Annotated in this window: 24 protein-coding genes, 1 pseudogene and 2 riboswitches; of the genes and pseudogenes, 10 read left to right on the forward strand and 15 right to left on the reverse strand. The window is 66.5% G+C overall.

Annotated features, from left to right (window positions below):
• Window positions 1–15: 15 nt before the first annotated feature.
• Both yiaY and IX761_RS21010 read right to left on the reverse strand, forming a co-directional pair.
• Complete coding sequence (yiaY, locus tag IX761_RS21005; RefSeq protein ID WP_194791431.1) at window positions 16–1164, reverse strand: L-threonine dehydrogenase; 1149 nt, start codon at window positions 1162–1164, stop codon at window positions 16–18.
• An 88-nt stretch (window positions 1165–1252) separates the two neighbouring features.
• Window positions 1253–2578 (reverse strand): sigma-54 dependent transcriptional regulator, encoded by a 1326-nt coding sequence (locus IX761_RS21010; RefSeq protein ID WP_194791432.1) that lies wholly within the window; start codon window positions 2576–2578, stop codon window positions 1253–1255.
• Window positions 2579–2911: 333 nt separating this feature from the next.
• On the opposite strand from IX761_RS21010, the gene IX761_RS21015 reads away from it, so the two are divergent.
• Window positions 2912–3178 (forward strand): hypothetical protein, encoded by a 267-nt coding sequence (locus IX761_RS21015; protein WP_194791433.1) that lies wholly within the window; start codon window positions 2912–2914, stop codon window positions 3176–3178.
• A 105-nt stretch (window positions 3179–3283) separates the two neighbouring features.
• On the opposite strand, the gene IX761_RS21020 is transcribed toward IX761_RS21015, so the two are convergent.
• From IX761_RS21020 to cobW, 4 genes are all read right to left on the reverse strand, one after another.
• Window positions 3284–3850: a vWA domain-containing protein gene (locus IX761_RS21020; protein WP_194791434.1), complete on the reverse strand. Its 567-nt coding sequence runs from the start codon at window positions 3848–3850 to the stop codon at window positions 3284–3286.
• Window positions 3851–3948: 98 nt separating this feature from the next.
• Window positions 3949–4953 (reverse strand): ATP-binding protein, encoded by a 1005-nt coding sequence (locus tag IX761_RS21025; RefSeq protein ID WP_194791435.1) that lies wholly within the window; start codon window positions 4951–4953, stop codon window positions 3949–3951.
• 2 nt (window positions 4954–4955) lie between these two features.
• Window positions 4956–8717, reverse strand: a complete 3762-nt coding sequence (cobN, locus tag IX761_RS21030; RefSeq protein WP_194791436.1) for a cobaltochelatase subunit CobN — start codon at window positions 8715–8717, stop codon at window positions 4956–4958.
• Between the two features lie 3 nt (window positions 8718–8720).
• Window positions 8721–9788: a cobalamin biosynthesis protein CobW gene (gene cobW / locus IX761_RS21035; protein ID WP_194791437.1), complete on the reverse strand. Its 1068-nt coding sequence runs from the start codon at window positions 9786–9788 to the stop codon at window positions 8721–8723.
• 100 nt (window positions 9789–9888) lie between these two features.
• Window positions 9889–10087, reverse strand: a riboswitch (cobalamin riboswitch).
• A gap of 60 nt (window positions 10088–10147) precedes the next feature.
• Window positions 10148–10373, forward strand: a riboswitch (cobalamin riboswitch).
• 96 nt (window positions 10374–10469) lie between these two features.
• On the opposite strand from cobW, the gene IX761_RS21040 reads away from it, so the two are divergent.
• The 7 genes from IX761_RS21040 (at window position 10470) to IX761_RS21070 (ending at window position 16913) form a co-directional block, all read left to right on the forward strand.
• Entirely contained in the window at window positions 10470–10655 is a 186-nt protein-coding gene (locus IX761_RS21040; protein WP_194791438.1) for a CbtB domain-containing protein, read from the forward strand.
• 10 nt (window positions 10656–10665) lie between these two features.
• Window positions 10666–11361 (forward strand): CbtA family protein, encoded by a 696-nt coding sequence (locus IX761_RS21045; RefSeq protein ID WP_194791439.1) that lies wholly within the window; start codon window positions 10666–10668, stop codon window positions 11359–11361.
• Window positions 11362–11375: 14 nt separating this feature from the next.
• Entirely contained in the window at window positions 11376–11768 is a 393-nt protein-coding gene (locus tag IX761_RS21050; protein WP_194791529.1) for a cobalamin biosynthesis protein, read from the forward strand.
• Between the two features lie 28 nt (window positions 11769–11796).
• Window positions 11797–12549 carry a precorrin-4 C(11)-methyltransferase gene (gene cobM / locus IX761_RS21055; RefSeq protein ID WP_194791440.1) on the forward strand — a complete coding sequence of 251 codons (753 nt, stop codon included), beginning with the start codon at window positions 11797–11799 and terminating at the stop codon, window positions 12547–12549.
• A gap of 39 nt (window positions 12550–12588) precedes the next feature.
• Window positions 12589–12831 carry a DUF1272 domain-containing protein gene (locus tag IX761_RS21060; RefSeq protein ID WP_194791441.1) on the forward strand — a complete coding sequence of 81 codons (243 nt, stop codon included), beginning with the start codon at window positions 12589–12591 and terminating at the stop codon, window positions 12829–12831.
• A gap of 203 nt (window positions 12832–13034) precedes the next feature.
• Complete coding sequence (locus tag IX761_RS21065; RefSeq protein WP_194791442.1) at window positions 13035–13649, forward strand: response regulator transcription factor; 615 nt, start codon at window positions 13035–13037, stop codon at window positions 13647–13649.
• A gap of 3 nt (window positions 13650–13652) precedes the next feature.
• On the forward strand, window positions 13653–16913 hold the full coding sequence (locus tag IX761_RS21070) for a transporter substrate-binding domain-containing protein (protein WP_194791443.1): 3261 nt from the start codon (window positions 13653–13655) through the stop codon (window positions 16911–16913).
• Here IX761_RS21070 and IX761_RS27710 read toward each other — a convergent pair.
• On the reverse strand, window positions 16888–17382 hold the full coding sequence (locus IX761_RS27710) for a methyl-accepting chemotaxis protein (protein ID WP_416366808.1): 495 nt from the start codon (window positions 17380–17382) through the stop codon (window positions 16888–16890). The genes IX761_RS21070 and IX761_RS27710 overlap by 26 nt on opposite strands.
• Before the next feature lie 42 nt (window positions 17383–17424).
• A pseudogene (locus IX761_RS27715) lies at window positions 17425–18246 on the reverse strand (PAS domain-containing protein); the annotation flags it as partial.
• 203 nt (window positions 18247–18449) lie between these two features.
• On the opposite strand from IX761_RS27715, the gene IX761_RS21080 reads away from it, so the two are divergent.
• The gene (locus IX761_RS21080) at window positions 18450–18836 is read left to right on the forward strand and encodes a VOC family protein (protein ID WP_194791445.1); all 387 of its coding nucleotides are present in this window, start codon (window positions 18450–18452) and stop codon (window positions 18834–18836) included.
• Here the strand turns inward: IX761_RS21080 and IX761_RS21085 are convergent.
• Genes IX761_RS21085 through IX761_RS21115 form a run of 7 tightly spaced genes read right to left on the reverse strand, consistent with a single transcriptional unit; the run spans window position 18811 to window position 25114 of the window.
• On the reverse strand, window positions 18811–20199 hold the full coding sequence (locus tag IX761_RS21085) for a sensor histidine kinase (RefSeq protein WP_194791446.1): 1389 nt from the start codon (window positions 20197–20199) through the stop codon (window positions 18811–18813). The two genes, IX761_RS21080 and IX761_RS21085, sit on opposite strands and share 26 nt — an antisense overlap.
• Complete coding sequence (locus IX761_RS21090; RefSeq protein ID WP_194791447.1) at window positions 20196–20858, reverse strand: response regulator; 663 nt, start codon at window positions 20856–20858, stop codon at window positions 20196–20198. Before IX761_RS21090 ends, IX761_RS21085 begins: the two co-directional genes overlap by 4 nt.
• A gap of 2 nt (window positions 20859–20860) precedes the next feature.
• Complete coding sequence (locus IX761_RS21095; protein WP_194791448.1) at window positions 20861–21502, reverse strand: tetratricopeptide repeat protein; 642 nt, start codon at window positions 21500–21502, stop codon at window positions 20861–20863.
• Window positions 21499–22305 (reverse strand): SDR family oxidoreductase, encoded by an 807-nt coding sequence (locus IX761_RS21100; RefSeq protein ID WP_194791449.1) that lies wholly within the window; start codon window positions 22303–22305, stop codon window positions 21499–21501. Before IX761_RS21100 ends, IX761_RS21095 begins: the two co-directional genes overlap by 4 nt.
• Window positions 22292–22972, reverse strand: coding sequence for a TenA family transcriptional regulator (locus tag IX761_RS21105; RefSeq protein ID WP_194791450.1), 681 nt, complete (start codon window positions 22970–22972; stop codon window positions 22292–22294). The genes IX761_RS21100 and IX761_RS21105 overlap by 14 nt, the downstream gene beginning before the upstream one ends.
• Window positions 22973–22980: 8 nt before the next feature.
• Window positions 22981–24447, reverse strand: coding sequence for an AMP-binding protein (locus tag IX761_RS21110; RefSeq protein ID WP_194791451.1), 1467 nt, complete (start codon window positions 24445–24447; stop codon window positions 22981–22983).
• Complete coding sequence (locus tag IX761_RS21115; protein ID WP_194791452.1) at window positions 24437–25114, reverse strand: thermostable hemolysin; 678 nt, start codon at window positions 25112–25114, stop codon at window positions 24437–24439. The genes IX761_RS21110 and IX761_RS21115 overlap by 11 nt, the downstream gene beginning before the upstream one ends.
• Window positions 25115–25245: 131 nt before the next feature.
• On the opposite strand from IX761_RS21115, the gene IX761_RS21120 reads away from it, so the two are divergent.
• A complete protein-coding gene (locus IX761_RS21120; RefSeq protein ID WP_194791453.1) occupies window positions 25246–25815 on the forward strand; it encodes a hypothetical protein in 570 nt (189 codons plus the stop codon).
• Window positions 25816–26015 lie beyond the last annotated feature (200 nt).

Consider the following 26015-nt stretch of genomic DNA (forward strand, 5'->3'; position numbering starts at 1 on the left):
CCCCCCAACCCTCCCCTAAAACGCCGCCTTGAAGATCGCCTCGATCTCCACCTGGCTGGCCACCCGTGGGTTGGTCAGCCCACAGGCATCCTTCAGCGCATTCGCGGCCAGCACCGGCACATCCTCAACCTTGGCCCCCAGTTCGGCCAACCCAGCCGGAATGCCGATCGCCACCGCCAAATGCTCGATGGCGGAAATGGCCGCCCCCGCGCCCTGCTCGGCATCCAGCCCACACACCTTCACCCCCATGGCCTTGGCCACATCGCGCAGGCGCGCAGCACTGACCTTGGCGTTGAAGCGTTGCACATGGGGCAGCAGCACCGCGTTGCACACCCCATGCGGCAGGTTGTAGTAGCCCCCCAATTGGTGCGCCATGGCATGCACATAACCCAGCGAGGCGTTGTTGAAAGCCATGCCGGCGAGGAACTGGGCATAGGCCATGTTCTCCCGGGCCTGCAAATCACCACCGTCGGCCACCGCCTGGCGCAGGTTGTCGCTGATCAGGCTGATGGCCTTGAGCGCGCAGGCGTCGGTGATGGGCGTGGCCGCAGTGGACACATAGGCCTCGATGGCATGGGTCAGCGCGTCCATGCCGGTGGCAGCAGTCAGCGCCTTGGGCATGCCGACCATCAGCGCCGGGTCGTTGACCGACAGGATCGGCGTGACGTTGCGGTCGACGATGGCCATTTTCACGTGGCGCGCCTCGTCGGTGATGATGCAGAAGCGGGTCATCTCGCTGGCGGTGCCGGCGGTGGTGTTGATGGCGATCAGCGGCAGCTGCGGCTTGCTCGAGCGGTCGACGCCCTCGTAGTCGCTGATATGCCCGCCGTTGGTGGCGCACAGGGCAATGCCCTTGGCGCAGTCGTGGGGCGAGCCGCCACCCAGCGACACCACGCAGTCGCAGCGTTCGCGCTGGAGCATGGCCAGCCCCGCCTCGACGTTGGCGATGCTCGGGTTGGGCTTGGCGCCATCGAATACCACCGAGTCGATATCGCGCATGGCCAGCATGCCGGCGATGCGCTCGGCCACACCGGCGCGCGCCAAACCTTGGTCGGTCACGATAAGTGCTTTGCGCAGGCCGTAGCCGGCAATGGCGGCCATGGCCTCGTCCAGGCAGTCGATGCCCATGATGTTCACGGCGGGGATGAAGAAGGTGCTGCTCATGGCCGGGTCCTCTCAAGCGGTCGGTATGGCTTGAGGATCCGCCCGATGGGCCGGCCTGGTGTTGATCCAGCGCAAGTGCGCCTGAGGTTCAGCGGATCTGGTGCTTGTGCAGCAGGCGGTAGAAGGTCGGGCGGGAAATCCCCAGCACCTTGGCCGCGTTGCTCAAGTTGTCGCTGTGGCGGTTGAGCACATCGCACAGGGCCTGGCGCTCGGCGCGGTGCTTGTAGTCCTCCAGCGTGCCGAGCAGCGGCTCAAGGTCTGCCTGGTCCTGCAAGCCCAGGTCCTTCGCCTCGATCTGCCGGCCTTCGGCCAGCACCAGGCCACGACGCACCCGGTTGGCCAGCTCGCGCACGTTGCCAGGCCAGTCGTGGCGGCCCATGGCGGCCAGGGCACCATCGCTGAACGAGCGCGGCCTGCGCCCGGTCTCCAGGCTGTAGAAGCGCGCGAAATGGCTGGCCAGCATCGACAGGTCGCCATGTCGGTCGCGCAGCGGCGCGGTCACCACCTGCAGGACGTTGAGCCGATAGTAGAGGTCTTCGCGAAAACGCCCCTGCTCAATGGCTTTTTCCAGGTCGACATGGGTCGCCGCTAATACCCGCACGTCCACTGTAATCGGCTGGTTGCCGCCGACCCGCTCGATGTGCCGCTCCTGCAGGAAGCGCAGCAGGTTGGCCTGCAGTTCCAACGGCAGGTCGCCGATCTCGTCGAGGAACAACGTGCCGCCATTGGCGGCCTCGATGCGCCCGATCTTGCGTTGATGGGCACCGGTAAAGGCGCCCTTCTCATGCCCGAACAGCTCGGACTGGATCAGGTTTTCCGGGATGGCCCCGCAGTTGATGGGGATGAACGGTTGGTCGTGGCGCTGGGACTGGCGGTGCAGCGTGCGCGCCACCAGCTCCTTGCCGGTACCGCTTTCGCCGCGGATCAGCACCGGCGACTCGGTGGGCGCCAGTTTGCCGAGCAGCTTGCGCAGCTCGCGAATCGGCCGGCTGTCGCCCAGCAGTTCGTGCTCGGGCTCATCCACCGCCGGCGTACCCCTGCCGCGCAGGCGCGCCATGCCGAAGGCGCGGCCGAGGGTGACCTGCACCCGCGACACATCGAACGGCAGCGTGTGGAAGTCGAAGAACCATTCGCAGACGAAGTCGCCGACATTCTGCATGCGCAGTTCTTCGGCACTGAGCACCGCGATCCATTCGGTGTTGCTGCGCTTGATCATGTCCTTGACCGCGTCCGGGCGGCGCAGGTGTGACGCCTGCAAGCGCAGCAAGCCGACATCGCAGGGGTGTTCCAGGGCAACGTCGAGGGCACAGCTGTGTACATCCCAACCGACGCTGCGCAGCCCGGGCAACAGGCGGTGGCAGTCATCACAGGGGTCGACGATCAATAGACGGCGGTGGCTGGCAGGTTCAGACATGACCTTTCCTTGGCGCCGGTAATTAGTTTTCCATCTATAAACAGTATGTTGCAGCGCCAAAAGTAACAGTAGCAATGAAGTTGACGCCGCCCCCTACCGTTGGTCAGCCCACAGCTGTTGCAATGCTGATACGGGAATTTTCCCAAACGTTTGCCGTCACAGGCGACGCGGCAAAAGGTTATTGCAATGCACGCCGTAAAAAAATTTGCAGTTCCTTGTGACTCATCCCCTGACTTGGAGCATCAGTACGAATAACCCCGCGCTGTACCCTACGCCGGAACAACACCGCGGAACCTAATTTTAGTTGTTTGGGACCATAGAGAGACCGAACCCATGAACGCCCCGCTCCGTGTCAACGAAGCACTGCTGATTGCCGACCACGCCTTCGAACCCTTCCAGTGCGTAGCCTGGGATGCACCCAACGGTACTGGTGAACTGACCCTGGCAGTGATCGACCGGACCAGCACCCGTATTGGTGCCAAGCAAGTCTCTTCGCGGGTGTATTCCGACCCTGCGCAATGGGCGAGCCTGATCGAGGAAGTGCGTGCCGAACTGTGCCAGAAAGGTTATGACCTGCAACCCTGGTCGATGCCCAAGTAAACAGGTGGCTGTTACACGTGCGTGCCTGTCACGCACTTGTATAACTTCCACCGTGTTCGCCCGATAACTTTCTGCGCCTGCGGCATTACGCCGCAGTTATTCACATTATTTGACCAAGTCGAACTGCTCGATATGCCGATAATCGGCTTGCAGTTGTTCGGCCAGTTGCCGTGCGCGGCCGATACGCACCGCCGCCAATTCCATGTCAACCAGCACTGTGTCGCACGGCAATGGCCGCAGCGCCGCTTGCCGTTGCAGGCGACCGTCGGTCAGCACCAGGCAGCGCCGCTGTTCATTGGGCAGCCGCTTGGCCCGAGCCAGCAACCACTGCCGCGCTTGTTCCAGCGCGGCGAACAAGGGTGTGCCACCGCCCGCCCCAAGATCGCGCAACCACGGCTGCAAGGCCGCCGAGGCCTTCAGCCCATGGCGCTGCCAGTGCGGCCGGTTGCCGCTGGCGGTGAGCAACGCCAGGCGCGCGCGCTGCCGGTAGGCTTGATCGAACAGTTCGGCCAACAACCCCTTGGCCTGGGCCAGCGCCTGGTGGCGGCGGGTGGAAGCCGAGGCATCGACGATCACCAACCACAGCTGCGGCGCCTGGGCCTGACGCTGCTGCCAGCACAAGTCGCGGCGCTGCCGCGGGCGCCCCTTGAGCAAGGTCGGCAGCCAAGCCACCCGCCCACTGTCCGTCGCCTGTGGGCGGCCGCGGCTGCCACCTTGCAGCTGGCCGGCGCGGAGCCTGGCATCCGCCGCTGGCCCTGTTCGGCGGATGCTCAGGGCTTTTTTGCCCAGTTCGGTACCTCACGTCGGGCGCCGCTGACCACCGGCTGCGCTGGCAACGCCCCCCAGTCGCCCTGACCTCGTTGCGAGTCCGATGCCTGCCCTTGCCGGTCGGTGTTGGCGCAAAATTGCTCAGGTTGCGGTGTTTCGACCCGGCGACGGTGGCGCAAGGCAAACTCGGCTACGGCCTCGACATCGGCCTCCTCGATGGCCGAATGCCCGCGCCAGGCCGCGTGGGCGCGGGCCGCGCGCAACCAGACCAGGTCGGCGCGCAGGCCATCGACCCCGGCGGCGAAGCAGCGTTCGGTGATCCAGCCCAGCGCCTGGTCGTCCAGGGCGATCGCCGGCAAACGCTCACGCGCCGTGTTGCAGCGTTCGCGCAACGCTGCCTGTTCAGCGGCCCACTGCGCGCAGAACGCTTGCGGGTCGCTGTCGAAGGCCAGCCGACGGCGAATGATCTGCTGGCGTGCCGCTGGCGCCGGCAAGCCGTCGAGGGCGACATTCAGGCCAAAACGGTCCAGCAGTTGCGGACGCAACTCCCCTTCTTCAGGGTTCATGGTGCCGATCAGCACGAAGCGCGCGGCATGGCGATGGGAGATGCCGTCACGCTCGATGCGGTTGGTACCACTGGCGGCGACGTCCAGCAACAGGTCCACCAGCGGATCGGGCAGCAGGTTGACCTCGTCGACGTACAGCACGCCGCCGTCGGCCTGGGCTAGCACACCCGGGGCGAACCGCGCCTGGCCTTGGCCCAACGCAGCGTCGAGGTCGAGGGTACCGACCAGGCGCTCTTCGGTGGCGCCCAGTGGCAGGGTAACGAACGGCCCGTCGCCCAGCAGGTCAGCCAGGCCCCGGGCCAGGGTGCTCTTGGCCATGCCGCGCGGGCCCTCGATCAGCACACCGCCGATCTTCGGGTCGATGGCGGTCAGGCACAGCGCCAGCTTCAGTTCGTCGGCGCCGACCACGGCGGCCAGGGGGAATTGCACGGGTTCGCTCATGTTCAGCTGTCTTCCTCGCCTTCGAGCAACTGCTGCTCGAGGCTGTCGCGGTAGTCGCCCGGATCCTGCCAGAGGCCACGCTGCTGGGCTTCCAGCAGGCGCTCAGTGAGGTCGCGCAGGGCTTCGGGGTTGTGCTCACGCATGAAATCACGGGTGGCCGGGTCGAGCACGTAGGCGTCGGCCAGGCCCTGGTAATGGTGGTCGTCGATCAGGTGGGTGGTGGCGTCGAAGGCGAACAGATTGTCGACCGTCGCCGCCAGCTCGAACGCCCCCTTGTAGCCATGGCGCTTGGCGCCGTCGATCCACTTGGGGTTGAGCGCGCGGGCGCGGATCACCCGGTTCAGCTCTTCCTTCAGGGTGCGGATACGCGGCCGGTCGGCCTGGCTGTGGTCACCGTGGTAGCTGGCACGGGCGCTGCCGGCCAGGGTTTCGGCGGCGGCCAGCATGCCGCCCTGGAACTGGTAGTAGTCGTTGGAATCGAGCAGGTCGTGCTCGTGGTTGTCCTGGTTCTGCAGCACCGCCTGCACCTGGCTCAGGCGCTGGGCGAAGCGCTCGCGGGCCGGGGTGCCTTCGTCGCTGACGCCGTAGGCGTAGCCACCGTGGTTGAGGTACACCTCGGCGAGGTCGTCGCGGCTCTGCCACAGGCGCCCGTCGATGGCGTTCTGCACACCTGCGCCATAGGCACCGGGCTTGGCGCCGAATACCCGCCAGCCAGCCTGGCGCGTCGCCTGCTCCTGCTCCATGCCCTCGTCGAGCAGCGCCTGGCGCTCGGTGCGCACCCGCGCGGCCAACGGGTTGAGATCGTCCGGTTCGTCCAGCGCGGCCACCGCCTGCACTGCGGCGTCGAACAGCCGGATCAGGTTGCCGAAGGCATCGCGGAAGAAGCCCGAGACCCGCAAGGTGACATCGACGCGCGGACGGTCGAGCAAGCTCAGTGGCAGGATCTCGAAATCGTCGACCCGCTGGCTGCCGGTCGCCCACACCGGGCGCACGCCCATCAGCGCCATGGCCTGGGCGATGTCATCGCCACCGGTGCGCATGGTCGCCGTGCCCCACACCGACAGGCCCAGCTGACGCAGATGGTCGCCGTGGTCCTGCAAGTGGCGCTCGAGAATCAGGTTGGCCGACGCAAAGCCCAGGCGCCAGGCGGTGGTGGTGGGCAGGTTGCGCACATCGACGGTATAGAAGTTGCGGCCGGTGGGCAGTACGTCGAGGCGCCCGCGACTCGGGGCACCGCTGGGCCCGGCGGGCACGAAGCGCCCGGCCAGTGCGGCCAGCAGGCCGTCGATCTCGGCGGCGCCGCAAGCATCCAGGTCGGGGGCGATCCGTTCGACCAGCGCTTGCAGTACCTCATGCACTGGCTGCCAGCCTGCCTGCCCGGCGAAGGCACACTCGCCTGCGAGGGCCTGCTCGATCAGCGCCAGTGCCAACCGTTCGAGCCGTTCGCGGGTATCGCCGGCGGTACGCCACAGCGCCTTGTCGAGGTTCGCCAATACTTCAGGGCGCGGCCCTTCCCAGGCCTGGCCCAAGTCGCAATCGAGCGGGTCGAAGCCCAGCGCCAGCGCCCGGGCCAGCGCGCGGATCACGCTGGCATTGCCGCCCTTGCCGTCGCCCCGCTCCACCCGCAGCAGCGCCAGCAGCGTGTCACTGCGCAGCCTGCCGCTTGGCGACTGACCGAACACGTGCAAGCCGTCGCGAATCTGCGACTCCTTGAGGTCGCACAGGTAGGTGTCCAGGCGCGGCAACCACACGGCGGCGTCGTCGAGCTGGCCTTCGAGCTGCAGCTCGCGGTCGATATGGTTGGCCTTGAGCAGTTCGAGGATATCGCGCTGCAATTCGCGGGCGCGGCGTGGGTCGAGCAACTGCGCTTCGTAGTATTCGTCGGCCAGTTGCTCCAGGTGGCGCAGCGGGCCGTAGGTCTCGGCGCGGGTCAAAGGTGGCATCAGGTGATCGATGATCACCGCCTGGGTGCGACGCTTGGCCTGGGCGCCCTCGCCCGGGTCGTTGACGATGAACGGGTAGATGTTCGGCAGCGGGCCAAGTAGCGCGTCCGGCCAGCATTCATTCGACAGCCCCACGCCTTTGCCCGGCAGCCACTCCAGGTTGCCGTGCTTGCCGACATGGATCACGGCATCGGCGGCATAGCCGTTGCGCAGCCAGAAGTGAAACGCCAGGTAGCCATGCGGCGGCACCAGGTCGGGGTCGTGGTACACCGCACTGTGGTCGACCTGGTAGCCGCGCGCCGGCTGGATGCCGACGAAGGTCAGGCCGTAGCGCAACCCCGCCACCATCAGGCGCCCGCTACGGTACATCGGGTCCTGCTCGGGTGCGCCCCAGCGCTCGAGCACGGCACGCTGATTGGCCTCGGGCAACGCGGCGAAGGCCGCCTGGTAGTCGGCCAGGCTCAGGCTTTGCGCGCAGGGGCGCTGGTCGAGGTGGTCGAGGTCGTTGGTCACCCCGCCCAGTAGCTGATGGATCAGCTCGGTGCCGCTGTCAGGCAGGCCGGCCACCGGGTAGCCCTGTGCTTGCAGGGCCTTGAGGATATTAAGCGCCGCCCCGGGCGTATCCAGGCCGACGCCATTGCCGATGCGCCCGTCGCGGGTCGGGTAATTGGCCAGTACCAGCGCCACGCGCTTTTCCGGGTTGTCCAGGCGTGCCAGCTCGACCCAGCGCCGCGCCAGTTCGGCGACGAAGTCCATGCGTTCGGGGTGGGCGCGGTAGCAGACCACGTCGGACTGGCTGCGCTCGCTGCGCCAGGCCAGGTCCTTGAAGCTCACCGGGCGGGTGATGATGCGCCCGTCCAGTTCCGGCAGGGCGATATGCATCGCCAGGTCGCGGGCGCCCAAGCCCTGCTCGCTCTGCTCCCAGGCCGGCTGGTTGTCCTGAGCGCAGATCGCCTGCAACACCGGCACGTCGCGGCGCAGTGGCCGCAGGTTGGGCTGCTCGGGGCTGGACAGGGCGAAGCCGGTGGTGTTGATCACCACTTCGGCCTGCACCTCGTCGAGCCAGGCTTCGACCTGCTCGAGGCAGGCACGCTCCTTGAGGCTGGCCACCGCGATTGGCAGCGGGTTCAGCCCGCAGGCCTGGAGGCGCTGGCAGAACACATCGATGAACGCCGTGTTGGCCGCCTGCAGGTGCGAGCGGTAGAACAGCAGCGGCGCCACCGGCCACTCGGGGTTCCACTCGCCGTACCAGTCCTGCAACGCGGCGCTGGGTTTGCTTGGGTGATACACCGCGGTGCGCGGCAACGGCTGGGGTTCGTCCCAGGCATAGTCGCGGCCCAGCCACTGGCTGGCCAGGCAGTTGAACAGGTTGACGGCATTGGCCTTGCCGCCCTGGCGCAGGTAATGCCAGAGGCGCTCGGCCTGCGCGCCGCGCACCGTGCCCAGGTCGGTCAGTTCGGGGTCGGGGCGGTCGTCGCCAGGCACCAGGATCAACTGCACGCCACGCTGGGCGAGCTCGACCAGTTGCTCCACGCCATAACGCCAGTAACCGACACCGCCATGCAGCGATACCAGGATGACCTTGGCGTGGCGCAGCACCTCGTCGACATACAGGTCGACCGAGGCGTGGTTCTGCACCTGCATAGGGTTGGCCAGGCGCACGCTGGGGAAATCATCTGGCAACTGCTCGGCGGTTTCGGCGAGCAGCGCCAGGTGTGAATCGCCGCTGCAGAGGATCACCAGCTCGGCCGGGGTCTGGCCGAGGTCGGCGATGCTGTCGTCCGGCACGAAGCCGCCGGGCTGGGTCCGCAGCAGGTGCATGGGTCAGGCGCCCAGGGCTTGGCGCAGGCGCGCTTCCAGTTGCTCGGCGTCGAGGTCCTGGCCGATCAGCACCAGGCGGGTGATGCGCGGCTCGTCGGTGCGCCAGGCGCGGTCGAAGTGCTTGTCGAAGCGCGTGCCCACGCCCTGGATCAGCAGGCGCATCGGCTTGCCGGGGATGGCGGCGAAGCCTTTGGCGCGCAGAATGCCGAACTCGGTGACCAGTTGCGTCAGGGCATCGAGCAGCAGGCTTTCGTCGGCCTCGGGCAGGTCGATGGAGATCGAGTCGAAGGCGTCATGGTCGTGATCGTCGTGATCATCGCCGTCATGGTGCGAATCATGGTGGGTACGGCGGCCATCGATATGCGCCTCGGACTCGGCGCCCACGCCCAGCAACACCTCCAGCGGCAGGCGGCCGCTGCTGGCCTCGATCACCTTGACTGCCGGTGGCAGCTCTTCGGCGACTTCGGCACGGACCTTGGCCAAGCCTTCGGCGTCGATCAGGTCGGCCTTGTTCAGTACCACCAGGTCGGCGCTGGCCAGCTGGTCGGCGAACAGTTCGTGCAGCGGCGATTCGTGATCGAGGTTGGGGTCAAGCTTGCGCTGGGCGTCCACCTGGTCGGGATAGGCAGCGAAGGTGCCAGCGGCTACGGCTGGGCTGTCGACCACGGTGATGACCGCATCGACGGTGCAGGCGTTGCGAATTTCCGGCCACTGGAAGGCCTGAACCAGGGGCTTGGGCAGGGCCAGGCCGCTGGTTTCGATGAGGATGTGGTCGAGGTCGCCGCGCCGGGCCACCAGTTCGCGCATCACCGGGAAGAACTCTTCCTGCACGGTGCAGCACAGGCAACCGTTAGCCAGCTCGTAGACCCGGCCGTTGGCTTCTTCTTCGGTGCAACCGATGCTGCACTGCTTGAGGATTTCGCCATCGATGCCCAGCTCGCCGAACTCGTTGACGATGACCGCGATGCGGCGGCCCTGAGCGTTGTCGAGCATATGCCGCAAAAGCGTGGTTTTACCCGAGCCGAGGAAGCCGGTGACGATGGTGACGGGGAGCTTGGCCAGTGTTTTCATGTCGCGGTGCCCTTGGCTGCAGTGGCGCGGGCATGCGGGACGACAGCCACGGGCACTGCCGCCCGGGCGCGTTCGCCACCGGATCACCCCGCCCGGTTGAAAGTCGAAAACGTTGCGAGGCAGGTCTCCTGGCTTGCACCGCTGGCCGTCAAAGCCAATAGGAAGGCGCCTTCCCGCGCGTACGCAGTGGCTGTGCCATTCCTGTTCGGTGCCTACAGTTGCGGGGGCAGCCGCGGCTTGTACCGCGTTCCCGTCTTAGCTCCGGCCAGTGCCGGAGAACCTCGAACCGGCAAGGCTACGCATCCCCCCGACGGCGGTCAACCGCCGCCGCGATTGACGCAAGCCCTGCCCCGTGATTTGCTAGCGCACTGCGTTCAGGTGCCCCCTTTGGGGGTGAAACGGGAAACCGGTGCGTCGCGCGTCTTTAATAGACAGCAGACAAAGCCGGTGCTGCCCCCGCAACGGTAAGCGAGTGAAGCGTCTTGACCACTGTGCCGGATCATCCAGCATGGGAAGGTGACGCCAACGACGGAGCCCTGCTCCGCCTCGCCAGCCCGGAGACCGGCCTGACGTCACATCTACACCCCGCGGTGGGCGGGCGCTGTCGTATCCCCTGGGCTGTCGCGCCCGGGAGCGCCGCGCCTGCCCGTTGCCCCAATAAAAGCAGCAGAGGAACGCGTCATGCCGATCACCACCAGCAAACACAGCATCGCCACCCCCGCCACCTTGAGCCAGCGCATGGTCATTGCCATCGGCGCCAGCCTGCTGGGCCTGTGCCTGGTGTACTTCGCCGGTTTCTCGCACATCGAAGCGGTGCACAACGCAGCCCACGACACCCGCCACAGCGCCGCCTTCCCCTGCCACTGAGTAAACCTGCATGATTACCCGTATCGCCCGTACTGCGGGCTTCAGCGGCTTGCTCGCTGCCCTGCTGCTCACCCTGTTGCAGAGTTTCTGGGTCGCCCCGTTGATTCTCCAGGCAGAAACCTATGAAAGCGCGGCCCCGGTGGCCGAACACCATGAACACGGCGAGGCCGCCGCCCCCCATGAGCATGAACACAGTGCCGAAGCCTGGGCGCCGGAAGATGGCTGGCAGCGCGTGCTGTCTACTACCGGGGGCAATCTGGTGGTCGCGGTCGGCTTCGCGCTGATCCTTGTCGCCCTGTATAGCCTGCGTGAGCCAGGCCGAGTAGGCACTGGCGCCCTGTGGGGCCTGGCCGGCTTCGCAGTGTTCTGCCTGGCGCCAACCCTGGGCCTGCCCCCGGAGTTGCCGGGCACTGCCGCTGCCGACCTGGGTCAACGCCAGACGTGGTGGATCGGTACCGCCGCCGCCACTGCCGCCGGTCTGGCGCTGCTGGTATTCGCCCATCACTGGCTGTTCAAGGTGCTGGGCGTGGCCCTGCTGGTCATCCCTCATGTGATCGGTGCGCCGCAACCCGAAGTGCATGAAAGCCTGGCACCCGAAGCCCTGGAGACCCAGTTCAAGATCGCTTCGTGGCTGACCAACGCCGCGTTCTGGGTGGCCCTGGGCCTGCTCAGCGCCTGGTTCTACCGTCGCTCCAGCCAGGCTTGATGCCTTCGCCAGCCCTGCCGGCGTTGTACGCCGGCCTTGGCTGCCGCCGTGGCTGCCCGGTCGAGACCCTGGCGGTGCTGCTGCGCCAGACCCTGACCGACCACGGCCTGGCCCTGGGCGCGCTGCGCGGTATCGCCAGCATCACGCCCAAGGCACGCGAGCCCGGGCTGCTGGCATTGGCCGACCGCCTGGGGTTGCCGTTGATCTGCTTCGACGCCCCGCAACTGCTGGTGTTCGAGCCGCTGCTCAGCCTGCGCTCGGCCAGCGCCTTTGCCCAAACCGGTTGCTGGGGCGTCGCCGAAAGCAGCGCCCTGGCGCTCGCCGGACGCGACGGGCTGCAGCCACGCCTGCACATCCCCCGCCAGGCCCTCGGCGGCGCTACCCTGGCGCTGGCCATCGGCGGATAATCCGCTTTTTTACCTGCAAGGACTTGCCATGACGGTCTATTTCATCGGCGCCGGCCCCGGCGACCCCGAGCTGATCACGGTCAAGGGCCAGCGCCTGATTCGCCAGTGCCCGGTGATCATCTACGCCGGCTCCCTGGTCCCCCCGGCCGTGCTCGAAGGCCACCGCGCCCTTACCGTGATCAACAGTGCCGAGCTGCACCTGGAACAGATCGTCGAGGCCATGCGCCAGGCCCACATCAATGGGCAGGACGTGGCCCGGGTACACAGCGGCGACCCCAGCCTGTACGGCGCCATCGGCGAGCAGATCCGCCACCTGCGCGAACTGGGCATCGACTACCAGATCATCCCCGGGGTCACCGCCACCGCCGCCAGCGCCGCCCTGCTGGGCTGCGAGCTGACCCTGCCGGACGTGGCCCAAACGGTGATCCTCACTCGCTACGGCGACAGCTCGCCGATGCCGGCCGGCGAACAACTGGCCGACCTGGCGCGCCACGGCAGCACCTTGGCCATCCACTTGGGTATCAAGAACCTCGCGCGTATCGTCGAAGAGCTGCTCCCGCACTATGGCGCCGACTGCCCGATCGCGGTGGTGCACCGCGCTACCTGGCCGGACCAGGACTGGGCCAGGGGTACCCTGGCGGATATCGTCGAACGTGTGGCCAGCAAGGGTTTCCGACGTACCGCGCTGATCCTGGTCGGCCATGTGCTGGGGGATGCCCCCTTCGCCGACTCGGCGCTGTACCGCGCCGGCCACGCCCACCTTTACCGCCCAGGCAGCTAAGGCGCACACTGGCCGCTCTCATGTGAAGGAGCCACCGCCATGCTCGAACTGCGCCCCAATTGCGAATGCTGCGATACCGATCTGCCGGGCGACTCACCGGATGCCTTGATCTGCTCGTTCGAATGCACTTTCTGCCGCACGTGCAACGAGCAGCATTTCCACGGCCGCTGCCCCAACTGCGGCGGCGTGCTGGTCAGCCGACCAACCCGGGTGGGCCAGGCCCTTGAAAACAACCCGGCCGTCGCCGAGCGGACGCTCAAGGCACATGTAAGCTGCGCCTGAAAAGTCCGTTCTAGAGCCTTCCATGAGGGGAATACTGCCCCATTTGTAGGGCTTTTCCTCAAAACTCCGTCGTTTATTCAACACGCCTATACTCGCCTATGTACCCAGGGTCGCGAATCGCCGTAAGGTGCGCTGCCCGACCGGTCCCCAGACATGCGACTGATGGATGACAGGACGTGGGCTTAATACGACAGGAGTTACACATGACATCCGTGCTGCTGGTCGATGACCATCACATTGTTCGCCTCGCCGTACGCATGCTGCTCGAGCGCGAACGTTTCACCGTCGTCGGCGAAACCGGTAAAGGCAAGGAGGCCGCGCGCCTGGCCACAGAAACCAAGGCGGACGTGGTCATCCTCGACATAGGCCTGCCCGACCTCGATGGCATGGAAGTCATCAAGCGCCTCAAGCTGCTTGATCCCCCACCGCGGATCATGGCCCTGACCGGCCAACCCGCCGATCTCTACGTGCGTCGCTGCATGGATGCCGGCATCTCGGCCTTCGTCAACAAGGACGAGGACCTCGACGCCCTGGTCTTCGCACTCAAGGCACTGGTCAAGGGTTACTCGACCTTCCCGCAGATGGCAGTGAACAGCAACACCCTGGAAAGCGAGGCCGAGCGCCTGGGCAGCCTGTCCAACCGCGAAATGGAAGTGCTGCGCCGCCTGAGCGCCGGGCAGAGCAACAAGCTGATCGGCGAACAGATGAACCTCAGCGCCAAGACCATCAGCACTTACCGTGGCCGGATCATGGAGAAGCTCAAGGTAGAGTCGCTGGTCGAGATGGTCGACCTGGCAAAACGCAACAACGTGGCTTGAACCATGATCAGGGGCGCCCTGTTGTGCCTGGTGCTGACCCTGCTGGCGTCATCGCCCGCGCTCGCCAGGGAAGACCGCGCACTGTTGGCGCGTTCACGCAGCGCCGCAGCGCCACTGGCATTCACCGAGGCCGACCGCCAGTGGCTGCGTGAGCATCGGGTGTTGATACTGGGAGGCTCGCACCCGGACTACCCGCCCTTCGACATCAATATCACCCACGCAGACTATGAGGGCTTGAGCGCCGACTACGCCGGCCTGGTTGGCGAGCTGCTGGGTTTGCCGGTCGAAGTACGACGCTTCCCTGACCGCGCACACGCCATCGCCGCCCTGCACCGTGGCGAAATCGACCTGCTGGGCACCTCGAACGCCTTTGAAGCCGCCGACGCTGGGCTTACCCTGAGCCTGCCCTATGCCGACGACCTGCCCGTCATCGTCTCCCGCCCAGGCCCGGCCCTGCTCCAAAGCGGCGAGCTGGCGGGCCAGCGCCTGGCCATGGTCGACCATTACCTACCCCTGCAGACTGTCCAGCAGCTCTACCCCAAGGCCCAGGTCAACCTGTACCGCTCGACCCTGGCCGGCGTCGCCGCAGTCGCCCTGGGCCAGGCCGATGCGTACTTGGGGGACGCCATCAGCACCGACTACGTGATCAGTCGCAATTACCAGGGCATGGTCAAAGTCGATCACTTCGTCAAAACCCCGGCTGGCACCTTCGCCTTCGCCCTGGACCGCGACAACCAGCGTTTGCACCGGCTGGTCGACCTGGCCTTGCAACGCATCGCCGACAGTGAACGGCTGAACATCCTGCGGCGCTGGACCAGCGGTAGCACCCATATCCTCCTCGACCGCCGCCTGGATGCGCTCAGCATGGAGGAACGCGCCTGGATCACCCAGCACCCCACGGTGAAGGTGATGATCAACACCCGTCTTGCCCCTTTGAGCTTCACCGACGAACAGCAACAGCCACGCGGCGTCGCCATCGAGCTGCTGGAACAGATCAGCCAGCGTACCGGCCTGCGCTTCGAAATCATCGGGGCACTGTCGTTCCACGAGATGATCGAAGCGGCGGCCCAAGGCCGTGTCGCCATGCTCGGCGCCATCGGTCGCGATCCGCGCTTGGCCAAGCGCCTGCGTTTTACCCGGCCGTACCTGGCCAGCCCACTGGTGCTGGTGACCCGCCAGGATGCCCTCCCCCTGCAGCAGCCCCTTGACCAGCAGCGGGTCGCCGTACTGCGTGGCTCGCCGCTGCTCGACAGGTTGATGCGCCAGGCACCCGGGGCACGCCCGATAGAAGTGGAGAATCCGTTGCAACTGATGGAGGCGGTGATCAAGCACGAGGCCGATGTCGCCCTCAGCCCGTACATCAACGCCAGCTACTTCATCAACCAAGGCTACAGCGGGCGCCTGCGCATTGCCGGGCAATTGGGCGACGAGCCGCTGCCCGCGTCGTTCGCCGTCGACCCAGCACTGCCGCAGCTACAGGCAATCCTCGACAAGGCACTGCTGAGTATCGCCCCCGACGAGCTGGAACAATTGGCCAACCGTTGGCGCACCAGCGCAGTGGTCAGCGACAGCCCCTGGCGCGACTATCGATCACTCACGCTGCAAGTGCTGGTGATGGCCGCTGTACTGCTGGCCGGCGTGGTGTTCTGGAACACCTACCTGCGCAAACTGATCCACCAGCGCACTGAAGCCCGCAATGCCCTGCAGGAGCAACTGGCGCTCAGCCGTGGGCTGCTGGAACAGTTGCGCCAGGCCAAGGAGGACGCCGAACAGGCCAACCAGGCGAAGAGCACCTTCCTCGCGGTCATGAGCCATGAAATCCGCACGCCAATGAACGCCGTCATCGGTTTGCTCGAACTGGCCCTGGAGGACAGTCGCCGGGGGCACATCGATAGCCACGCACTGGACACCGCCCACGACTCGGCGATCGGTCTGCTGGAGCTGATCGGCGACATTCTCGATATCTCGCGCATCGAGTCTGGCCACATGACCCTGCAACCGGTGGCCACCGACCTGGTTACCCTGGTACGCACCACGCTGCGCGTGTTCGAGGGCAATGCGCGGCTCAAGGGCATCCGCCTGCGCGCGACCCTGCCCAGCGCACCCTGCTGGGCGCTGGCCGACCCGCTGCGGCTCAAGCAGGTGCTGTCCAACCTGCTGAGCAATGCGATCAAGTTCACCGACGAAGGCCGCATCGACCTTGCGCTGTCGGTGGCGGCCCAGGCCGGCGGTGGACTGCAGGTTTCACTGAGGGTCAAGGACAGCGGCGTGGGCATCAGCCAGGCCGACCAGGCACGGTTGTTCGGCGCCTTCACCCAGGTCGACGGTCGTCGGGCCCGTCAGGGCGCAGGGCTGGGCCTGGTGATCAGTCGCAGCCTGTGCGAGCTGATGGGCGGCCAGCTGACCCTGCAGAGCCTGGAAGGGCTGGGCACCCAGGTCGATGTGCTGCTGCGCTTGCCAACCGCGCCAGCGCCCTGCGTGACCGCCACCCCGCCGCCAGCCCGTGAAGTCGGCAGCGGCCCGCTGCGGGTGTTGGTAGTGGACGACTACCCCGCCAACCTGTTGCTGCTGGACAAGCAGCTACGCTCGCTGGGCCACCAGGTGACGCTCGCCGAGCATGGCCAGGCGGCGTTGGCGCAGTGGCAACCCGCGCGTTTTGATGTGCTGATCACCGATTGCAGCATGCCGGTGATGGACGGCCACGCCCTGACCCGGCACATACGGGCTCTGGAACAGGTGCAGCAACTACCGGCCTGTCGCATCGTCGGGGTCACCGCCAATGCCCAGGCCGAGGAACGCCAGCGTTGCCTGGACAGTGGCATGGATGAGTGCCTGTTCAAGCCCATCGGCTTGCAGGCCCTGCGCGCCTGCCTGACGTTGCCCGGTTCGGCGCCAGCCGAAGCGCCCGCTCAACCGGCCAGCGGTTTTGCCCTGGCGCATCTGCGCCACCTCACCCAGGACGATGAACAACTGACCCTGCACCTGCTCGAACAACTGGCTGCCAGCACCGCCGAGGACTTGCAATCGCTGCGCGAACTGGGCACGCCACCGGCGCCCGCAGCCCTGGGCATGGCCGTGCACCGGATCAAGGGCGGCGCAAAGATGCTCAAGGTAAGGGGTGTGGTGCAGGACTGCGAAGCCATCGAACAGGCCATTGCCCAGGGCCAGCCGGTCGCGCAGGCACTCACCCGCCTGCTGGACAGCCTGCAAGCCCTGGAACAGGAGCTACGCGAAGGCCTCAGTGCAATTGAAGGGTCGAGTTGATCTGATCGATCGCATCCACCACATGCCGTGAGCCTTGCTGAATCTCCATGATCACCGTGCCGGCCTCGTTGGCCAGCTCCACCCCCAGCCCGGTGCGGGTCAGGCTCGATTGCATGCTGGCCACGGCGGTGAGGGACAGGTCGTGGTTCTGCTTGACCACCTCGACGATCTCCAGGGTCGCCTTGCTGGTGCGCGCGGCGAGGCTGCGCACTTCATCGGCGACCACGGCGAAGCCACGGCCATGCTCGCCGGCCCGCGCCGCCTCGATCGCCGCGTTGAGCGCCAGCAGGTTGGTCTGGTCGGCGATACCGCGGATGGTCAGCACGATCTGCCCGATCACTTCGGACTGGCGGCTCACCGCATCGAGGCTGCGCGCGGCCTGGTTGAGCTCGGCGGAAATCTGCTCGATCACCTCGACGGTCTGCTGCACCACCTGTGTGCCCTTGCGCGCGCAGGCGTCGGTCTGCACGGAGCTGGCGTGGGCGGCATCGGCGGCAGTCTGCTGGGTGCTGACCTGTTGGGTGATGTCACTGGCGAACTTCACCACCTTGTACAGCCGCCCCTTGTTGTCGAAGATCGGGTTGTAGGAGGCTTCCAGGTAGACCGTCTGCCCTTGCTTGTTGACCCGCTCGAAGCGGTGCGAGTGGTACTCGCCGCGATTGAGCGACGCCCAGAAATCGCGGTACTGCGCCGATTCGCGCTCATGGGGCAGGCAGAACAGCCCGTGATGACGACCCACCACTTCCTCCAGGCGATAGCCCATGGTGTCGAGGAAGTTCTGGTTGGCCTTGATCACCCGCCCGGCCGGGGTGAACTCGACCACCGCCATAGAGCGGCCGATGGCCTTGAGCAGGCTCTCGCTTTCATGCTCCTCGATCACATGGCGGGTGATGTCCGAGGCCACCTTGATCACGCTGGTGACCTGTTGGTGTTCGTCGAGCACCGGCATGTAGCTGGCTTCCAGCCACACTTCGCGCCCGGCCTTGTCCAGGCGTTCGAAGGTGCCGCTGATGGCCTTGCCCTGCCCCAGCTCGCGCCACAACTGCTGGTACTCGGCGCTCTTGGCGTAGCCTGGGTCGCAGAACAGCCGGTGGTGCTTGCCGCGGATCTCGTCGGCGCTGTAGCCCATCGTCTTGCAGAAGTGGTCGTTGGCTTCGAGGATGGTGCCGTCGGGGGCGAACTCGATCATCGCCATGGAGCGGCTGATCGCCGCGAGCTTCGCCTCCACACCCGCCAAGGCCTGGCGGCTACGCTGGATCTCGACCAGATCGGACTTGCGATGGTACTCGAACATGTGCCGGGCCTCCTGTGCCCCCCTGGATGTGCTGAGCATAGATGGGCCTTAACGCCATGCAAGCCATCTGCTATCACTTTTGGATTAGCTATTCGTGCCATTGGTCCGGCGGTTTACGCCAGGCGGATGGATGGTACGTTCGTCGCCCTGCAACCGCCGCGCTGAAAGCCGCTGACAGGCGACTGGTCAAACCCCGGGCAAGGTCTTTACTTGCAGGTACATCCCGCGCCTGGAGTGCGCCCATGAAGATCGTGGTCACCAGCATTCTCGTCGACGACCAGGCCAAGGCCCTGGCCTTCTATCACTATGTGCTGGGCTTCGAGCCCAAGCACGACATCCCCATGGGCCAGCACCGCTGGCTCACCCTCACCTCGCCCAACGACCCCAATGGCGTAGAGCTGCTGCTCGAACCCGACGCGCATCCGGCGGCGAAAACCTACAAGGCCGCGCTCAGGCAGGATGGCATCCCCGCCACCTCGTTTGGCGTGCGGGATATCCAGGCCGAATACGTCCGCCTGTGCAAAGCCGGGGTGAAGTTCACTCAGGCGCCCACAGCGATGGGGCCGGTGACCGTGGCGGTGTTCGACGACACCTGCGGCAACCTCATCCAGATCGCTCAAAAGCATTGATACCCGCCAGGACCAGGGTCGCCCGGATACCGTGGGGCTCGGTGTTGCGCAGCTGCACGCTACCACCCAGGCGGTCCATGATGGTGCCGACAATCGACAACCCCAGCCCGGCACCATTGGGGGCGTCCTTGCTGTAGAAGCGCTCGAACACGCGTTGCAGGTCCGCAGGAGGGATACCTGGCCCTTCATCCTCGACCTCCAGCAACAATGCCTGCCTCTCGCGCCGCAATGTCACCCGGATTTGCCCTCCCGGCGTTGAATGCTCCACCGCGTTGGTCACCAGGTTCTGCAAGGCGATGCCCAGGGCACCCGCATCGCTGGACAGGCAGTGGTCATCGCCTTCGACGATCTCCAGCGACGGTTCCAGGCCGCGTGCCAGGATCCAGGGGGTAAGCTCCGCCAGGGTCTCGGCCACCACTGCCGCGACATCCACCGGGGCCCAGTTACGCTGGGCCAGGCGCGGTTCCAGTCGCGCCAGGGTCAACAACTGGTTGACCACTCGGGTCAGGCGATCGACGCCGCCGATGAGAAACGCCAGCGCCTTGTCCCGCTCGGCATCCGAGGTCGTGGATTGGGCGTTCTGCGCGTGCAGGCGCAGGATCGCCAGCGGCGTGCGCATTTCATGGGCGGCGTCGGCAATGAAGCGGTGCTCGCGGCGCAGCAGTTCATCGATCTGCGCCAGCAGGCGGTTGATCGCCGCCTGCATAGGCTCCAGCTCCTTGGGCAGCGGGACCAGTTGCAGGGGCTCCAGCGACTCGGCATGACGGCCACGGATCACCCGGGCCATGTTCTGCAAGGGCTGCAAACCCCAGCCGATGGCGGCCCATACCAGCAGCGCCAGGGCCAGGCTGCCGAGCAGGAACGGCATCAGGGTATGGCGCACAATGCGCCCGACCAGGTCCAGGCGCACATCGTTGCGCTCACCCACCCAGATCACCCATCGCTTCTCCGGCACAGGCAGGACGAACCCCCGCCAGCGCTGGCCCTGCACCTGCACGTCGGCGAAACCCGGCGTGCTCGGCACAACGCTGAAGGCCGGGGCGCTGGGCGTATGCACCAGCAACCTGGCCTGATCGTCCCAAACCTGGAACGCCAGCTTGCTTTCGTAGGGGTGGCCGACCCGATGCCGGCCGGCCTTGCTCAATGCCTCGTCGAAGGCCTGGTACAGCGCTTGGCGGTTCTGCTCCTGCACCGGCAGGCTCATGACCCCCTGCAGCAAGCGAGCGTTCTGCGCCAGGTGGGCGTCGTAGACTTCGGTGATCTCGTGGCGGCTGTCATGGTAGTTGTACAGCGCCAGCAGGCCGCTGCCGACCAGCAGCAACAGCATGACCCGCCACAAGGTGCGCTGGCGCAACGAGGTCATGCCTTGCCTTCCACCAGATAGCCGATACCCCGCACGGTGCGGATCAGCCCGTTGAACAACTTCCTGCGCAGCTGGTAAACGTTGACCTCCAGGGTGTTGCTGTCCGGTTCCTCGTCCCAGCCATACAACAGCCGGGTCAGGCGTTCGCGGGTGAATACCTTGCCCGGCTGGGCCAGCAGCTCGTGCAGCAGCAGGTACTCCTTGGGCGTGAGTACCACCGGCTGACCGTTGTAGCGCACCTGCTGGGTAGCTGGGTCCAGGCTGACCCCGGCATGCTCGATCAGCAGTTGCGCGCGCCCGGCACTGCGCCGCAGCAAGGCACGCAGGCGAGCCTTGAGTTCGTTGAGGTCGAAGGGCTTGACCAGGTAGTCGTCGGCACCGGCATCGAGCCCGGCAATGCGGTCCTCGAGGGCGTCGCGCGCGGTGAGGATCAGCACCGGCAGTGCATCACCGCTGGCACGCAGGCGGCGCAGCAGCTCCAGGCCACCCAGTCGTGGCAGGCCCAGATCCAGCACCAGCAGGTCGAAGGCCTCGTGGCACAGGGCGTGCAGCGCAGCCTGCCCGTCCTGCAGCCAGTCGAGGGTGTAGCCTTCCAGACGCAGGCCGGCGCAGATGCCCTCCCCCAACGCAGTATCGTCTTCAACCAGCAGCAGGCGCATGCTCAGTCCTGTTTGTCCTCGATCGCCTTGAGTAAAGCACCGATTTCCCCGCGGCGGCCCTGGTCGGCCAGCTCTCGCCCTGGGCGTGGCGTGGCGTGCAGCGCCTTGTCCAGGGCTGCGCGAGCCTCGCTGTAGCGGTTGTGCCGGTACAGGTGGTCGGCCCAGAAATAGTTGCTGTCGATACCGTCGGGGTTGATCGCCAGTGCCTGGCGCAGCATGGTTTCGGCCTTGTCGCTGTCACCGAAGCCCAGGGGCCAGCCCGGCACCCGGTCATACAACGCCCCCAGGCTGGTGTAGGCCGACCCCTGCAGGGCCTTGGGGTCCATGGCCAAGGCCTTCTCCAGGCTGGCACGGGCGGCCTTGACCTTGCCCAGCGCTCCAAGCCCGCCCGTGGCACCGGCCCAGCTGCTGTTGACGATGCCATCCCAGATCAGTGGCTCGGCGGAGCCCGGGTACTGGCGCACGAAGGCCGCCGATTGCACGGCCAGTGCCTCGAACGCCGCAGCACGCTGGGGCTCAGGCAACCGGTACTGAATCTGCGCCCAGCGTTGCTGGACATCGCTCAGGCGTTGGCTGCCGGCCTGGTCCAGGGCCCAGGTGAGCGGGGCCATGGCCAGCAGGCCGATCACTAGCAGGCGTTTCATTTACTCGTCTCCTTGCCGGGGTGGGTGCTGTAGCGACGGATCAGCGGCAGTTGCTTGCGCAGCGCACGATCGACCAGGCCGGGGAGCATGCCGTTCAGGCGCACGAACAGTTTTTCCGGCCAGCCCAGGTACAGTTCGCTGCGCTCGGTCTGTACCGCATCGAGCACCGCCCGGGCGACATCCTGCGGATCGTCCACCCCAACCTTCAGCGCCTGGTTGAGCGCGTTGGCGGCACTGCTGTTCATCGCCGTGCGGGTCGCTCGAGGGGCTACGTAGAGCACGCTCACCGAGGTGTCGGCGAGCTCCCGGCGCAAAGCTTCGGAGAACCCGCGCAAGGCGAACTTGCTGGCGCAGTAGCTGGCGTAGCCGGGGTAGCCGATCGAGCCGTAGGTGGAACCGACATTCACCACCAGTGCCCGCGGCTGCTCGCGCAGCAGTGCCAGGCAGGTGCGGGTCAGTTGCAGCGGCGCCTTGAGGTTGATGTCCAGCAGCTCGTCGAGGGTGGCCTCGTCGAGTTGGTCAAGCAAGGCGAAGCGGTTGACCCCGGCAGCGTTGACCAGCACGTTCACCCCGCCCATTGCCCGGGCCGCCGCCAGCACCGCCTGGCGCCCCTGCGCCTCGCGCAGGTCGGCGGCCTGCCAGCGCAACTGTTGCGCATAGCGGTTCAGCAGCGGCGCCAGCCGCCCCATGCGACGGCTCACCGCCAGCACCCTGGCCCCGGCACCGCACAGCTGGTCGGCCAGGGCCAGGCCGATGCCACCGCTGGCGCCGGTAAGCACCACCACGCAGTCAGGCAAGCGCATGGCGCACCTCGCGCTGGCCGGCCTGGGGCAACTCCCGGAACATCTCGGTATACAGGCGGTACACCACCTTGGCGGCGTGGATGACCGCGTGCTGGTCGTCCGGGTCATCGAGCCGGTCCATCAGACCTCGGTAGGTGGCCATATGGTCCTGGTCCAGCGCGCCGTGGGAGCTGAGGTAGCTGAACGCCTTGTCCGGCAAGCCCAGGCTCTGCTGGATAGTGCCGGCGGCCTGGGTGGCCAGGGCGATGCTGGTGCCTTCCAGCACATTGACCATGCCGAACAGCCCCACCGGGTTGCCACGGGCGATCAGGTCGTAGAGAAACGCCACCATCAGTTCGATGGGCTGGCCCGGGCGCCCATCGCGCACAGGGGCGGGGTCGGCGCCACAGGCCGCGATGTCATCGAGGATCCAGCGCTCGTGGCCGTACTCCTCGTCGATGTACTCGCACACCGCGCCACGCAGCCATTCCAGACGCGTTGGCAGGCGCGCGCCACAGGCCATCATCAGCGGCACGGTATGGCGCACGTGGTGGTAAGCCTGGCCCAGGAAGGCCACATAGCCCTCCAGGCTGACCACGCCACCCAGCGCGTCGCGGATCACCGGCACGCCGAACAGCGCGTCGCGCTCCCCGGCGGTCTGTGCTTGCAGGGTCTGGAAGAAGGACATCACACACCTCACTGGGGCGGGTTGGCGGACAACAGCGTCCGGTAGTGATGGAGGATCGCGTCGCGGCGCGGGCGGCCATTGGCGGTCAAGGTGCCGGCGGCGACACAAAGGGGTTCGGGCAGGCGCTGCCAGGCGTGAACCTGGGCGTAATCCGGCAGCCCCCGGTTGGCCAAGGCGACGGCCTGCTCGAGCTGCGCATCGCTGGCCTGCGGGTCCAGCGGCCAGAGCAAGGCCAGGTTGGTGGGCTGCGCCTCGCCATGGACGAAGGCCTGGGCGATCACCCCGCCTTGGGTCAGCGCCGCCTCCACCCATTCAGGGTTGACGTTGCGTCCAAAGCTGGTGATGAACTGGTGCTTCTTGCGCCCGGCCAGGAACAGGTAACCATCGGCATCCAGGTGGCCAAGATCACCGGTTGGCCACCACGTGCCTGTGAACGGCGGATCGCCCAGGTAACCGAGCAGCGCCGAGCCTGCCACCAGCACCTCGCCGTCCTCGGCGATGCGCACCTGCACGTGCGGCAATGGCCGGCCGACGCTACCGGCCCGCGTCGCGCCGGGCCGATTGAGGCAGACCACCGACGCGCACTCGGACAACCCGTACCCTTCGTACACCGGCAACCCCACGGCTGCGGCGCGGGCCAGCAGACTGTGGTCCACCCGCGCACCGCCCACGGCGACGAAACGCAATGCACCAATCTGCATCAGGCCACGCTCGATGGCCGTGACCAACCCCAGCAGCAGCTGCGGCACCAGGATCAGGCTCTGGGCTTCGAACAACGCAAGGGTGCCGAGCAAGCGCTTGAAGTCCACCTGGCTGGCACCCCCGATGCCCAGCTGGGCCTGGGGGTAGAGCCCCACGCTCGCGCCGGCCAACAAGGCAGCGTACACCCCGAGATTTTCCAGCAGCACTGCCAGCGGCAATACCGCCAGATAGCGCCGTGGGGCCATAGCACGGCTGGCTGCTTCCAGCGCGAACGCGACCCGCAGCATGGCGCCAGCGCCCAGGCACACGCCTTTGGGCGCACCGGTACTGCCGGAGGTGTAGGTGATCTTGCCAGTGCCGGGCGGCAACGCATTGGCCTGCTGAGCCTGACGTGCCCAGAAGCGTGGCCCCTGGGTGAAGCCGCACGCGCGCAACTCCTCGACCAATCTGTCGTCGGCCAGTACCAGGCGGGCATCGCTCTGGACCAGGCAGTGGCGACGCTGGGCGGCACTGAAGAACGGCGGCAGCCACACGCTGGGCCTGCCGGCCCGCAGCGCCGCCAGGTCCCAGAACAGCGCCTCGGGACCATTCTCCAGGGCTAAGGCCAGGGTGCCGGGTGGTTGATCGCCCAACCAGGTCTCGCGCAGGCTCACTTCATTCAATAGCTGTGCGAAATTGAAGTTGCCCGTTGCGCCCTGCACCGCCAGCTGTTCGGGGAGGTGACGGGCATGCGCTTGCAACGTTTCGAAGAACGCCTGAACCTCATGCGGCATGGCCGGCCTCCTGGACAATCACGGGTAACCCAAGCCGTTCGAACACCCCGTCCCGGGCCAGGGCATCGTGGCCGTAGCCGATGTTGCCGACATACACCTGCGGATGCTGGGCGTAGTAGCTTCCCCAGTGGCCACCCTCGCCTGCCAGGCGCGCGGGGTCGGCCGCGGCGACGGCGGTAGGCACCAGGCCCAGGCGGTGGAAGCTGTTGACCAGGGTCGCCGCCCCCGTGAAGGCCACCCACTTCAGCCCGCGCGCTGCCAGCAGCCAGGTCACGGCGATGATCATCACCCGCGCGCTGCCGGCACTGAGCGCCGCCAGGTTGCCCACTTCCACCAACTGCTCGCGACCTGCCGGGCCGATGCCCAGGCACGCCATGGCGCCCTCCAGCGGTTGCTCCAGATAGCGTTCGAGAAACAGCGGGCCACTGCCGGCGAGGCGCACACCGACTGCGGCGATCAGCTTGCCGCGATGGTCGTGCAGTGCCAGCAGCTCGGGCAGGAAGTGCTGAATGTCGGCATGGTGCAATGCGGCGAAGCGGCCATGGATGAACCACTCGACTTCATCGCGCCCCGGTTCGTCCGCCAGCAGCAGGCTCATTTGCGCCCGATGCTCGGCGTGAGTGCCGATGGGCAGTGGGAACAAGGCATTCCAGTTCGGCTGGGTCATGACACTCCCCCGCAAGCGTGAGTGGGGGCAGTATCTGCCGTTAACCTGAAGGCAGTCTGAAGTCTGTCCGGCGTCCCGGCCTTGCGCTACATTGCCCTCTCCACAGGGCGCAGCCATAACAAGGAAAACCGATGCGCTACGAATTCAACGAAGTCCTCAACGACCTGATCGACTACTTCCTGCTCGGCGATATCCAGCTGCTGGAGCAGTTCAAAGAAGCAAACGGACTGCCCGACGACCTTGCCCGGGCGTTCACCCGTGGCGACAGCGGCGACCTGGCCGTGCGCCAGGGGGTGATCCTGCCGTTGGCCGGCATCGACAACCTGCCCTACCGCATCCTGTTCACCCTCGATGGGCGCACACCGGCCCTGCTCGAGCCCGGCTGCCGCCTCAAGCACCGCCGCGGCGGCCATGTGCTGCGGGTCGAGAACCGCGCGCTGATGCTGTTCACCTGGCGCGTCCTGCAGCACTTCACCAACAAGACCCTCGGTGACCTGCTGGCACGCTACCAGGAGCCGGGGCGACCGATCATCGAACTGGACAATGGCTGGTACGAGGTGGAGGTGCTGGCGGGGGCACTGGTGCGCGACGGGCTCTACGAGCCAGCGTTCGAGTTCGTGTTGAAGAAGACCAGCAGCCCTGGCAGCGACAACACTGTGGATACCGGCTACCGCTATACGTTGCGCGGGTATTTCGACTGATCTGATGTGAGCGCCGCCCCCTTGCCAGGCGCCGAGGCGGATAGCGCAGCCCTCACATGACTCAAGACATGCACCAAGGCGCACAGCCGCGGCGACGCAGGCAAAACTGGCCCGAAACAGATGTGGGAGCCGGCTTGCCGGCGATGCGCCGCGCGGGCGGCGCTCGGTTCAAAGGCGCTGCAACTGTGTCGGCGGACGCT

The sequence above is a fragment of the Pseudomonas sp. UFMG81 genome (assembly GCF_015354575.1).
GTDB lineage: Bacteria > Pseudomonadota > Gammaproteobacteria > Pseudomonadales > Pseudomonadaceae > Aquipseudomonas.